Source organism: Pseudomonas sp. Fl5BN2 (assembly GCF_009908205.1).
In the GTDB taxonomy this organism is placed as follows: Bacteria; Pseudomonadota; Gammaproteobacteria; order Pseudomonadales; family Pseudomonadaceae; genus Aquipseudomonas.
The window spans coordinates 195,612-208,471 of the sequence record NZ_JAAARL010000012.1 but is presented as its reverse complement, the minus strand read 5'-3'; the positions used below and the strand labels follow the sequence as shown (position 1 = coordinate 208,471).

At 57.9% G+C, this 12,860-nt stretch carries 10 protein-coding genes; 7 read left to right on the top strand and 3 right to left on the bottom strand.

Features of this window, described 5'->3' with window-relative positions:
* Positions 1-51: 51 nt before the first annotated feature.
* Positions 52-1,704 carry an alpha/beta fold hydrolase gene (locus GV819_RS18600; protein ID WP_161757506.1) on the bottom strand — a complete coding sequence of 551 codons (1,653 nt, stop codon included), beginning with the start codon at positions 1,702-1,704 and terminating at the stop codon, positions 52-54.
* A gap of 316 nt (positions 1,705-2,020) precedes the next feature.
* Here GV819_RS18600 and GV819_RS18595 point away from each other — a divergent pair, with 316 nt between their 5' ends.
* Positions 2,021-2,269, top strand: coding sequence for an Arc family DNA-binding protein (locus GV819_RS18595; protein ID WP_161757505.1), 249 nt, complete (start codon positions 2,021-2,023; stop codon positions 2,267-2,269).
* 278 nt (positions 2,270-2,547) lie between these two features.
* Entirely contained in the window at positions 2,548-4,728 is a 2,181-nt protein-coding gene (locus GV819_RS18590; RefSeq protein WP_161757504.1) for a TonB-dependent siderophore receptor, read from the top strand.
* Between the two features lie 340 nt (positions 4,729-5,068).
* Here the strand turns inward: GV819_RS18590 and GV819_RS18585 are convergent, their stop codons facing one another.
* The gene (locus tag GV819_RS18585) at positions 5,069-5,509 is read right to left on the bottom strand and encodes an Lrp/AsnC family transcriptional regulator (protein WP_161757503.1); all 441 of its coding nucleotides are present in this window, start codon (positions 5,507-5,509) and stop codon (positions 5,069-5,071) included.
* Between the two features lie 137 nt (positions 5,510-5,646).
* Between GV819_RS18585 and GV819_RS18580 the strand changes: the two genes are divergently transcribed.
* The 5 genes from GV819_RS18580 to GV819_RS18560 all read left to right on the top strand — a co-directional run bounded on the left by GV819_RS18580 (position 5,647) and on the right by GV819_RS18560 (position 11,906).
* The gene (locus tag GV819_RS18580; RefSeq protein WP_161757502.1) at positions 5,647-8,694 is read left to right on the top strand and encodes an aminotransferase class III-fold pyridoxal phosphate-dependent enzyme; all 3,048 of its coding nucleotides are present in this window, start codon (positions 5,647-5,649) and stop codon (positions 8,692-8,694) included.
* Between the two features lie 278 nt (positions 8,695-8,972).
* Positions 8,973-9,761: an ABC transporter substrate-binding protein gene (locus GV819_RS18575; protein WP_161757501.1), complete on the top strand. Its 789-nt coding sequence runs from the start codon at positions 8,973-8,975 to the stop codon at positions 9,759-9,761.
* 63 nt (positions 9,762-9,824) lie between these two features.
* Positions 9,825-10,472 carry an amino acid ABC transporter permease gene (locus GV819_RS18570; protein ID WP_161757500.1) on the top strand — a complete coding sequence of 216 codons (648 nt, stop codon included), beginning with the start codon at positions 9,825-9,827 and terminating at the stop codon, positions 10,470-10,472.
* Between the two features lie 10 nt (positions 10,473-10,482).
* Positions 10,483-11,142 (top strand): amino acid ABC transporter permease, encoded by a 660-nt coding sequence (locus GV819_RS18565; RefSeq protein ID WP_161757499.1) that lies wholly within the window; start codon positions 10,483-10,485, stop codon positions 11,140-11,142.
* Positions 11,139-11,906 carry an amino acid ABC transporter ATP-binding protein gene (locus GV819_RS18560; RefSeq protein ID WP_161757498.1) on the top strand — a complete coding sequence of 256 codons (768 nt, stop codon included), beginning with the start codon at positions 11,139-11,141 and terminating at the stop codon, positions 11,904-11,906. The genes GV819_RS18565 and GV819_RS18560 overlap by 4 nt, the downstream gene beginning before the upstream one ends.
* Positions 11,907-12,315: 409 nt before the next feature.
* Here GV819_RS18560 and GV819_RS18555 read toward each other — a convergent pair whose 3' ends face one another.
* The gene (locus GV819_RS18555) at positions 12,316-12,795 is read right to left on the bottom strand and encodes a DUF4265 domain-containing protein (RefSeq protein ID WP_161757497.1); all 480 of its coding nucleotides are present in this window, start codon (positions 12,793-12,795) and stop codon (positions 12,316-12,318) included.
* Between the last annotated feature and the right edge of the window lie 65 nt (positions 12,796-12,860).

The following is a 12,860-nucleotide window of genomic DNA, read 5'->3' as shown; positions in this document are numbered from 1 at the left end:
TCCGTTTCTATTTGCCAAACATCAGCGTGCCTGACCCGGAAGGAATCGATCTCAGATCGTGTCCATCACGAAGTACACCAACACCGCCGCAACCATCACCCGTCCTTCATGGTGATGGGCAATGCCCGACCACGCCAGGCAACCCAGCACGACACTGCCCAGCGCCAGGACCGAGGCAAACACCTGCATCTTGAACTTGAACGGGGCCGACGGCTGTTGACACCAGTCAACCTCTGGCGGATCAGGCATCAACGGCGTTTCGGTTGTTTCGGCGAGCACATAGTCGATGATTTTCGGTTGATTCGGCCGTTGCAGCGGCTTGCCATGGTCCCCCTTGAACCAACGGGTCTGCGTACTGAAAGCGCAGCCATCCAGATCATCAAAACCATCGACGCCGCCAGTGCCCACGTCGTGAAAACCGATCCGATGCAAGCCACGGCATAACCCGCCCACGGGCCAATCCTCGGAGCTGCATTGGTTCACCAGCGTGCCAACTCGGCGCGCGAGCATGTCCTTCCAGGGAAACTCTCGAGGCAGAACGCTACCTGCCAGGTACACCCGATCAAACATCAGGGACGACACCTGAAGCAGGCTGGTGCCAAGAATGTAGGTGCCATTGCTGTGGCCGATAAAGCGGAACTTCACATCCGGATTACGCGCCACATGGTAGCTGTAGCGATCGAGAAACCAGGGAAGGTTGCTGCGACGCACCCAGGGCAAGGCAAACTTGATCGCGGAAAACCAGCCATAGGTGGAACGGTCCACCAGCACCGGCGGCTCCGCACCCTGTTGGCCGGTGCCACTGCTCCTGCACTGTTGCTCGATGGCCTCGGCGATGTCGGTGACCCATCCCGAATTACCGTCACGGATACCGTGCAGCACAAACACCACCAGCCTGGGTCCGGTGACGGCCAGCTCCTGGGCCTTCTCGGGTTCGCGATCCCGCGGGTCCGGGTCCTGGAACACTGGCAGTATTCGGGCAAACCCGGCCGTACCAGGAGCGGCAGCCGGATCGAAGAGATTGCTGTGGTCGGCCCCCTCGATAGTGACCGTGTAGGAATTGGCGAACGCCTCGGTATCACGTACATCCTCACGGGCCACCACGCCGTCGATATCACCGAGAAACTGCACGACAAAGGGCCGATGTTCATCGTCACGTTCATGGAAATGGCGCATCCAGGCCAAGCGCAGGTCGGTGACAAAAAACGAGCCTTTTTCCAACTCCAGGAGCCAGCCCAGGGCAAACCAGGAAGGAGGCTTGAGCATTAGCCATTGCAGGGAGATGAGTTTCATCAGCGCCAGGCTCAACGCCCAGGAGGTAGTGGCGTAAGGTCGAAAGCCCCGGTTGATGGACGCGAACAACAGCACCGACTCGACCTTGTGCCACCAGTCTCGCCGCTGCGGGTGATCCGGGTAGGCACCCGCGGCCAGCAGATAAGTGTCGCGGATGATCATGCCGCCGGCGCTGTGCCCGACCAGGATGATTCGGCTGCGCTCCTTGGCCAGGTGATCGATTTTCTCCAGCAATTGGCAGGTAAGCGTCCGGACCTGGGCGGCGCGAAAGACGTTCTTCAGTCCACGCGTATCGTGATGATGCCAGTCGCCGGTTATCCCCTGCTCGCGCAGCCTGGCCTCAAGCCGCTTCCAGGCGCCCGCGTGATTGCCTAGGCCACCGACCACAATGATGAGCGGTTCGTCGCGCATGGAGCACCTCCCTGTGAGTTGAGTCGCGAGGCCACTCCGCAGTGCCAGGATCGCGCCACTCTAGGTATAGGTGCTTTTTCGAAGGCCTGTAGTCTTGAGATTCTTTGCCGCAGGATCGCGACGTCACCTCGACAAGAGACTCCTGAAACGGCCTGACCAATTCATTTCATCGCCCTACCGAGAAAGGGACTACCTCATTACTGGAAAACATGTAGCACGCACCAGACACGCACCTTTTACTTTTCAGAGTTTTCCTAAAGAAATCCACGGAGTGACATTCATATGATGTTTCTTTTGCCACGATCAGAGGTTATGCATGCACGCCCCCGTTCAGAAGTTCATTGTTCGTCTCCCGGATGATCTTCACTCACAAGTCAAAAGCATCGCCAAAGAACAGAACCGCAGCATGAACCATGAAATCGTCAATCGCCTGGAAAAGTCCCTGGTCGACGACGAGTCCCGTGAGCTGTCTGAAAAGATCGTGGCCCTGCTGCTGCAAAAGGTCGAGTCACTGGAACAGCAACTCGAATGCCTGCAACCCAAAAACCAGGAGGCTGACCTGTAGTACGGTCACCCCTCTGCCGGCCCCTGCCGCATCGCCTCCCACACCTGAGCCATTGCTCCCCGACAACCTCGCCTCCTCCTTCGTCTTTACCGCTGCGCCACAGCTTGTATGATGGCGCCTGGCAAAAAACACCCACGCCCGCCCACTGTCATCTACAGGCCTGACCCCCTCAGGACTACCCTGCGGTTCCCCGACGCACGTGCAGGTTGCCCATCGCCAGCCCCAGGAGCCCGACCCAGGTTTTTGCCAACCGGCAGGGTCGCCCTCAAGGAATGTTCATGAACCGGATTTACCCATCCTCCCGCCTGCAAGCCTGCAGCACCGGCTTGACCTTCAATCGCCTGAGCCTTGGCCTGCTGCTGGCCAGCAGCGCATCCGCGGCCAATGCCGCAAGCACCGAATTGCCCACCCAGACCGTGACCGGCGAAGGGCAGTCCGGCTACCAGGCACAGACGGCCTCGGTGGGCAGCTTCGAAGAAGCGCCGCTGCTCGATACCCCGGCCTCCATCAGCGTGTTCAACGAAGCGTTGATCAAGGACCAGCAGGCACGGCTGCTCAGCGAGGTGCTGCGCAATGATGCCTCGGTGGGCCAGAGTTATGCGCCGGTGGGCTACTACGAAAACTTCATGCTGCGCGGCTTCTCGCTGAATGCCGCCAACAGCTACCGGATCAATGGCCGGAGCATTGCCGGGGAGCAGAACGTCGGCCTGGAAAACAAGGAACGGGTGGAAGTGCTCAAGGGCCTGTCCGGCCTGGAGAGCGGCATCAGCGAACCGGGTGGGCTGATCAACTACGTGACCAAGCGCCCGACCGATGTGCGCTCGGTCACCCTGTCCACTGACGACCGTGGCAGCGGTTATGTCGCCACCGATGTCGGTGGCTGGTTCGGCAGCGAACAGCAGTTCGGCCTGCGGGCCAACCTGGCCCATGAAGACCTGCATTCCTATGTGGAACACACCAATGGCCAGCGCGACTTTGCCTCCCTGGCCTTTGACTGGAACATCAGCCCTGATGCGTTGCTGCAACTGGACGTGGAATATCAGACCAAGGAGCAGCGCTCGGCCCCGGGTTATCAACTGCTTGGCGGCAGCGCCCTGCCCCATCACGCCTCGCCGAAAAAGCTGCTGGGGCACCAGAGTGGTACCAAGCCGGTGAGCAGTGAGGCGCTGAACATCAGTGGCAACTTCGAGTACCGCTTCAACGATGACTGGAAAGGCAATATCAGTGCATCACGTAGCCGGGTGGTGATTGATGATTACAGCTCGTTTGCGTGGGGCTGTTATGGCTGTGGTGGGCCCGCTCCAGAGAACGCCTTCGGACCCGATGGAACCTATGACATCTATGACTTCCGCAGCCCTGACGATACCCGGCGCAATGACGACGTTCAGGCAGTGCTCAATGGTCGTTTCCAGACCGGCCGCCTCGGGCATGAACTGAGCGTCGGAACCAGCGCGTTTCGGCGGGTGGTGGACAAGCGCGAGTCGATCAATGAATGGATCGGCAACGGTAATATCAACAGCGAGCCGGCGACTGTTGCCCGCTACGCTGGCCCACTCAAAGATTCCCATCGACGCCTCGACAGTCGCCAGTACGGCCTGTTCCTCAATGACCGGATCAGCTTCAACGAACAGTGGCAGACCGTGCTCGGCGGGCGCGAAGTGCGTCTCGATGAAGAGAGCTTCGACCAGGACGGCAATAGCGCCCGGCATACCCAGCGCTATGTGCTCCTGCCTCAAGCGGCGCTGATCTATAAACCCATGGCCAATCTGTCGCTGTATACCCGTTACAGCAAGGGCCTGTCCCTGGGAGGCGAAGCGCCGTGGTTTGCCACCAACAAGGGTGCAATTCTCGAACCGAGTGTTTCGCGACAGATCGAGGCCGGCATCAAATACGACTGGCAACGCATGAGCTTCACCACCGCGCTGTTCCAGATGCGCCAGGCCAACCAGTACTCGCGCCCCAATGCCGATGGCAAGTTCACCTACATCCAGCAAGGCCAGCAGAAAAACACCGGCCTGGAACTCTCGGCCAATGGCTGGGCCACCGAACGCCTGCAGATTGCCGCCAGCGTCGCCGCGATCCGCGCGCGGGTCAGCGGCACCGACACCCCGTCCTACGAAGGTCACCAGGCCCTCAACGTGCCCAAGCTGCGCGCCAGCCTGCAGGGCGACTACGCCCTGCCCGGGTTCGACGGCCTGGCGCTGCTGGGTGGCGTGCAATACAGCGCCCGCAAATACGCGGACCGCGTGGGTAATGTCGAGACCGGCGCCTATGCGGTGTTCAACATTGGTAGCCGCTACAGCACCCGTATCGACGGCTACGACACGGTGTTGCGCCTGACCGTGGACAACCTGTTCGACAAGCGCTACTGGCGCGATGTCGGCGAGTACCTGGGGGACGATTATCTGTTCCAGGGCCCGCCGTTGACGGCGCGGTTGAGTGCGTCGATCAACTTCTGATGCCCGCTAGCGGTCCTGGACTTCAAGCAGTCGGGCTACCAGGCCGATTGCTTGATCGCATACTTGGGCGCTTTGGCGGCCATTGAGCAAGTCTTGGTGACACGCCAGCAACATGAATGCACCAAGGGCACAGCCTCGCGGCGTTGATCCCTGGCATTCGGGGTGACGCACGCCTTACTGCAAGGCAACGCAGCACAACGCCCACGGTCTTCATTGCGCTGCCCCCGGGCAACTTGCAGTTGCTCAGGCGGCTACGCAACGGCTCCCCCTCTGCCAGCACCTGCTACATATCCACCCGATGCTTCGGACAACCCGACGCCGCAAGCGCCGAGTGCTTACGTCAAGAGGGCTGCCGATCAATGTCACGCCGAAGAACCACGGCGGTGGTGATGTCTTCAACGGTTTCGTGACTCGCTACCAAATCTCTCACTCGATTCAGATCGTCAATAGTCCGGGCTTCGACCTCAATCACCAGATCAAGCTGGCCACTTACCGAGGAGACACGTCGTACCTGCGAGTTTTGCGCCAGCAGGTCTAGCAGGCTCACTGCCGGTGTGCGCTTGAGGCTCACCAGAAGGATGGCGCGAATCACGTTGGCATCGATTTCGCCGATATCCGCTCGGTAGCCTCTGATCACGCCATTGCGTTCAAGGTTGATCACTCGCTCGCTGGTAGCACTTCTGGAAAGGCCGATTCGCGCCGCCAATGTCTTCAGTGCAACCCGCGCCTCTTTAGACAGAATTTCGAGTATTTCGCGATCTTTCACGTCCAAGTCGCGCATCAGACCCCCTCAAGTTTGCTACTGAAATTATGCCGGTCGATTCCGACAATATGCCGGCTAACGCCGACCGTATACCTACTGTCATCCAGGATTTCGCATGCCAAGCTATCTGAAAAATCGCCTGGAAAATAATAACTATGACAAATCTTTCCCATCCTGTGCCCCAGTTCTCGACAGGGGATGCCGAAAAGCTCAGTGAGCAGCTTTTCAACGTGATCGGCACGGCCACGCCACTGGATGGCGAGCGCGACCGTAACTACCGGTTGAAGACCGGAACCGATGCGGAGTGGATTCTGAAAGTCGTCAACTCGACTGAACCGCGGGTTGAAAGCGAGTTTCAAGCGGCGATTCTCAGCCACCTGGCGAGTAACAATCCCGAACTTGCCGTGCCCTTTCTGAAGAAAAGCCTTGCAGGTGATTTCCTCGCCTCGGCGCTAGCGCCCTCCGGTGAAACCCATGCGGTGCGCTTGGTCGGCTGGCTGCATGGCACACCGCTGGCCGAGGTCGATCGCACGTTCGAATTGATGCGCAGCCTTGGCCAAGCGTTCGGTGACATTGATCGGGCACTCCAGGGTTTCATGCACCCGGGAGCGGTACGTGACCTGGACTGGGATTTGCGGCATGCCGCGCGCTCGCGCTCACGCCTGCACTTCGTCAAAGACCCTGGCAAAAGAGCAATTCTGCAGCGTTTCATGGATGGCTTCGAAAAAAACGTGCAGCCGAAACTTTCCCGTCTGCGTGCACAGATCATTCACAACGACGGCAATGACTGGAACATCCTCGTCGACTCCCAGGATCATCGGAAAGTCTCAGGCATCATTGATTTTGGCGATGCCGTGCATACGATCCTGATTGCCGAAGTCGCCATCACCTGCGCCTATTCCATTCTCGACATGGAAGATCCGATTGGCGCCGCCGCCGCTCTGGCTGCCGGTTTCCATGAGAAATATCCTCTGCAGCCGGAGGAGCTTGATGTGCTGTTCAACCTGATTGCGATGCGCCTGGTCACCAGCGTCACGTTGTCTGCATCGCGCTATGCACAGACCGAAGACAATCCCTACCTGGCCATCAGTGAAGCGCCGGCCTGGCGCCTGCTGGAGAAGATGGACCGCATGAACCCGCGACTGGCGACGGCGATCCTGCGCAAAGCCTGCGGTTTTGACGCGATCGAAGGCGCCGGAGCAGTCCGGCGCTGGGTGGCCGAGCACCACCGGTCCTTTGCGCAGATCGTGCGTCCTTCTGCGGCGACCATGAGCAAGATGATCGCGCCGTTCGGCGATGCCTCCCATGTAATGACCATCGCTTCAGCCGAGCAGCGCCCAGTGCAAGCGAGCAAATGGTGGAATGAGTTTGCAACTGAGCACAACGTAAAGCTCGGCATCGGGCCATGGGGCGAGGCAAGAATCATCTACACCGACAGCGCATTCGAATCGCGATTCATCGAAGGACAGCGCCGGGTTCTTCACGTCGGCGTTGACTTGATCATGCCCGCTGGAACGCCGCTTTATACCCCGGTTGCCGGTGTAGTGCGCAGTGTCGAAGTCGAGCGCGAGCCACTGGGTTATGGCGGTTTGATCATGCTTGAGCATGCGCCTGAAGGTTGCCCGCCATTCCTGACCTTGTGGGGTCACATGGCTCACGAAGCACTGGCACGCCTCAAGCCCGGCGACCGCCTGGAGGCTGGCGCGCTGGTGGGCTACATGGGGACGGATAAAGAAAACGGCGGATGGATCCCGCATCTGCATTTGCAAATGTCGACTGACACCGAGTTGAAGGCGAACGAGTTCATCGGCGTAGGTGAAGTGGCTTATTTTCAGGTCTGGGCCGACTTGTTCCCCGACGCATCAGCCCTCGCCGGCATTCCTCCAGAAACCTACAGCCAGGAGGGGCGCACCAAATCAGAGATCGTGGCGAAGCGTAAAGAGCTGTTGCTGCCAAACCTGTCGATTTCCTACTCGGACCCGATCAAATTCGTTCGCGGTGACGGGGTCTGGTTGATCGACAACTTTGGTAGGGCCTACCTGGACTGCTTCAATAACGTGTGCCACCTCGGCCACTGCCATCCCGATGTGGTGGAGGCGCTTTCGCGGCAAGCAGCACGCCTGAATACCAACACCCGTTACCTCCACGACAATATTGTCGAATATGCCGAACGGCTCACCGCTACGTTGCCGGAAGGTTTGGCGGTAGCGTCCTTCGGCTGCTCAGGCAGTGAAGCCAATAGCCTGATGCTGCGCATGGCGCGCAACCACACGGGGCGTAACGACGCCATCGTGCTGGATTGGGCTTACCACGGCACCACCCAGGAACTGATTGACCTCAGCCCTTACAAATACAAGCGCAAGGCCGGTAAAGGGCGTGCAGAACACGTGTTTGAGGCGGTCGTCCCGGATGCTTACCGTGCGCCTGAAGACTGGTCGTTCGAGGAGCTTGGCAAGCGTTATGCCGAAAGCGTGGCGGAGCAGATCGAGAGCATGCGCAAGCAAGGCAGGTCTCCAGCTTTGTTTTTGGCGGAGTCCATTCCCAGTGTCGCCGGGCAACTGTTCTTCCCCCAAAACTACTTGAAAGAAGTCTATGCCATGGTGCGTGCAGAGGGCGGTCTGTGCCTGGCGGACGAAGTCCAGGTCGGCTTTGGCCGTGTCGGTAGCCACTGGTGGGCGTTTGAAACCCAGGGGGTGGTTCCCGATGCAGTGTCCATGGGCAAACCCATTGGCAATGGCCATCCCCTGTCAGCGGTGGTGACCAGCCGTGAGCTCGCAGACAGCTTCAACAACGGCATGGAGTACTTCAATACCTTTGCCGGCAGCCCGGTTTCATGCGCTGTCGGGTTGTCCGTACTGGATGTGATCGAGCGCGACAACCTGAAACTCAACGCCCTGACCGTGGGTAACTATCTGCTCGACGGTTTGCGCAAGCTGCAGCAGCGCTACGATGCAATCGGTGATGTGCGTGGGCTCGGTCTGTTCCTTGGGATCGAACTGGTTACTGATCGCCAAACGAAAATCCCAGCCACAGGCTTGGCCAAGAAAGTCGCCGACGGTGCCAGGGAGCGAGGCATTTTGATCGGCACTGAAGGCCCCCATGACAATGTTCTAAAAATGCGCCCTTCGATGATTTTCAGTAAAACCAATGCTGACTTCTTGCTTGAGGTCCTGGACGAAAGCTTCAAGGCCGCACTCCAGTAAATCATCGATATGGTGGCGTGCGACAAGAGACTGGAGACTGGAGACTCACGATCTGGTCAACCTTGTCGCACGTTATCTGCAATTCAAAACCGCACGCCCGACAGTGTTTTGCAGCGAGCCTCAAAGCCTACCTGACAGAGTGCCGGCCAACTCCGGCAATCTGTCAGGCAGGCTGTCACATTGCCTGGTGCTTTCCAAAAGCGCCTATGCAAGACTTTTCGTGACGGCTGGGTGCATAGCCCAAAAACCAAATAATAATATTTCTAAGGTGCTATCGAATGCTCACTAAAAAGCTCAAGGGCCTGGTTGTTGCCTGCGCCGTAACGGCTGCGACGCTACTCTCCACCACCGCTGTTCACGCCGATGAATTGAAGTCGATCCAGGAATCCAAAGAGATCCGTATCGCAATGAGTGGCCAATACGCACCCTTCAGCTTTGCCAACGCACAGAACCAGATTGTCGGCTTCGACGCGTCCATCAGCGAGGCGATTGCGCAGCAGATGGGGGTCAAAGTGACGATCATCACCACGCCATTCGACGGGATCATCGCCGGCCTGCTGGCGAAAAAATACGACGCCATTATCGCGTCCATGTCCATTACCCCGGAACGCCAGAAGGCCGTGGACTTCGTCGGTCCCTATTACCATGCCGGCCGTACGATCGTGGTGAAGGACAGTTCTTCGATCAAAAGCTTTGATGATCTGAAGGATGTGACGGTCGGGGTGACGCTCGGGGACATCCACGACAAATGGGCCCGGGCCCGTGGCAACCTGAAGGTCAGAAGCTACAAAGGCCTTCCCGAAATGCTGGTGGACTTGGACGCCGGGCGCATCGATGCACTGGTGATGGACAGTGTTCCCGTGATGGTCGCCGTCAAGGAAACAGGACAGCAGGTACGCCTGATCAGTACCCCTGAAGACCAGGGGGGAGCTGAAGGCCTGGGCATTGCCCTGCGCAAAAATAACCCCGAGCTCAAGGCGGCGATACAGAAGGCGCTGGAAGACATCCTCGCCAATGGCACCTACGAAAAGATCTCGATGAAGTGGATTGGCCGCGATATCCGCTAATTCACCTTGAGTCTGGCTCGACTTGACCTCGGGCCAGACGACCTGACTTTTCCGAGGGTCCCCATGGATCTGACATTGATACAGCGCATATTCCCATTTTTCCTGGAAGCGGCCTGGATTACGCTGCAGATCTCTGCATTGGCACTGCTACTGGGCTTCCTGGTCGCGATCGTGCTGGTTGCCGGACGGTTGTCCACCGTCTTCATCTTTCGATGTCTGGCAAGACTCTACATAAGCGTCTTTCGTGGCACACCCTGCCTGGTTCAGCTGTTCATCATCTACTTCGGCGGACCACAGATCGGACTGGAACTGGAGCCGTTTGCTGCCGGGGTCATTGGCTTGGGTCTCAACATCGCGGCCTACATGGCGGAATCCATTCGTGGCGCAATCAGCAACGTTGACCCGGGCCAGGAAGAGGCGGCGCGTTCAATTGGCTTCGGCCGCCGACAAACCTTGTGGCTGATCACCCTGCCACAAGCGGCAAAGTTGATGATAAGACCACTGGGAGTTAACGCTGTCGCGCTGATCAAGGGTTCTGCCTTGGTGTCGACAATCTCTGTTGTTGAGCTCTCCTACACGGCACAGCGCTTTATCAGTTCAACCTACAAGCCTTTTGAAATCTTCACAGTATCGGCCCTGCTTTACATTGTGATGGTCTACTCGGTCAGGTTCATTATTGACTATCTCGATAACCGCTTCGCGGCAAGGTGAGAGCATTCACATGCAAAGCCTGGACTTTAGTATTGTCACCCCCTATTACGAGCTGCTCATGACCGGTCTTTGGTGGACGATCGTGATGTTCTTAAGCTCCAGCGTATTGAGTTTGATTGCCGGTGTAGCCTTTACCCTTATCGTTCTTTACGCACCCAAGGTTCTGGCCTTGCCCGTGCGCTTTCTGACCTGGTTGCTAATGGGGACTCCCCTGCTGCTTCAGCTGTACCTGATTTATTACGGGCTGGTGCAAGTCGGGATTGATATACCCGCACTGGCGGCGGGCATCATCGGCCTTAGCCTGCACTTCGCCGTCTACAACGCCGACGTCATTCGGGCAGGCGTGATGTCGGTAGACCCTGGCCAGATTGAAGGTGCGCGGTCTATCGGCCTCAGCCGTGGACAGACCCAGCGCTACATCGTCGTGCCGCAAGCGCTTCGCCGCACCATTGCGCCGCTTGGCAACAACCTGATTGTGCTGTTGAAGGACACCTCCCTGGTTTCCATCATTGGTATTGCCGAGTTGGTGTACAGCGCACAACTTGCAGTGAGCGATACCTATAGCCCCTTTGAGTTTTATCTGACTGTTGCGGTTATTTACTATGCAGCCAATCTTGTTCTCGAAGCCGGCCTGCACCTTCTTGAAAAAAAGGTAGAGATGTCACGATGATCAGCGAAAAGTTCATGGTTGAGGTAAAGGGCGCCCGCAAGGCTTACGGAGCCCTTGAAGTACTCAAGGGCATCGATCTCTCGGTCTCTCGCGGACAAATCATTGCCATCATCGGCCCCAGCGGATCTGGCAAAAGCACACTTCTGCGATCAATTAATCAGCTGGAAGTGCTTAACGATGGTGAGGTCTGGCTGGACGGTGACCAAGTCAATCGGCCATTGAAAGGGCGCGCGTTTGAACAGCATATAAATGCCGTGCGCCAGCAGATGGGCATGGTGTTCCAGCACTTCAATCTGTTCCCGCACTTGACCGTGTACGAAAACATTGCACTTGGCCCGATAAAACTAAAGGGGCTGACGAAAAAAGCGGCTCGTGAATTGGCGATGGAATATTTGTTGAAAGTCGGCCTGGACAACAAAGTCGATGAGTATCCCTCTCGCCTGTCCGGCGGACAGAAGCAACGCGTTGCTATCGCCAGGGCACTGGCGATGCAGCCGAAAGTCATGCTGTTCGATGAAGCCACATCAGCACTTGACCCAGAGCTGGTCGAAGAGGTCAACCTGGTCATGAAACAACTGGCGGCAGAGCACATGACCATGTTGATCGTCACTCACGAAATGCGCTTTGCTGGCGAAGTTGCCGACCGGATTGTCTTTATGGATGGCGGGGTTGTCGTGGAGGAAGGGCCGCCGCGGGAGATTCTGCAAAACCCGGTTCAGGAACGAACCCGCTCGTTCTTGAAAAAACATTTGCACGATCGATAAGGTGCGCTTCCCGAGCGCCTTATCTGCACCCTGTGGGCAACCTTCGATTACTCACTGGGTGCATCTACTGATCAAGATTGGCGCCGCGTAATCGGGTAAATACGCCAACTGCCCCGCCCGCCGGCCTTCTTCAGCACCATCGTGGTGGGCTGGCTGCCCCAGGTAACGGAACCACCCAAGCCGCGATGTACTTCATGACCGCCATCCTGCTGATCGGCGGCGCACCCGGCCTGATGCTCAATCACGTACGCAAGACAGCACGACTACAAACTGCCTGACGCCGCCCTCCCTGTAGGAGCCGGCTTGCCGGCGAAGGCGCCCTCAAGCCCGCCCTCGCAGGCACAAAATATCGAAACCATCTACGCCACCCCGCCACCCCCAAGAGCAACACCATCGCGGACCACTTGAATCAGTCCAGCCACCAGTTCAACAGCGTCTCATCCTCATCATCATCGAGGTTCTGATAGACGTTCGCGTAATACCACTGGATCCCAGTCTTTTCGCGAAAGCCATCGAAAAACCTATTGATGTTCTCCATCCCGTTTTTTGCCGGGACCGCCAACGCTAGCGTCCCCCCGCACACCCCATCCAGAGTCCCATTCAACTCACCAATGACATCGCTTTCCAGTGCCGTAATCACTGCCGGATCAATGTAATCGGCATAGATCTGAATACAGAAATTCCCGCCCCGCTTCAGCACTTCTGCCGGGGCATCGGGATTACGGATGGAAACGATATCGCCCCGCGCCAGGTTTTGCGCCAGCCCCGGTGAGGACAGCAACTCGTAAATATCCTCATCGATCTGCCGCGCCAGTAGCTCCTCGCGAACGGCGCCATCATCATCGGCCATGTACACCTGAATCAGCACAGGCGATTGCTTGTCATCCATACGAGGCTCCACAACTTCCAGGTTCAACACCAGACTCATCCAATCCACTAGCCGCCACGTCCCCA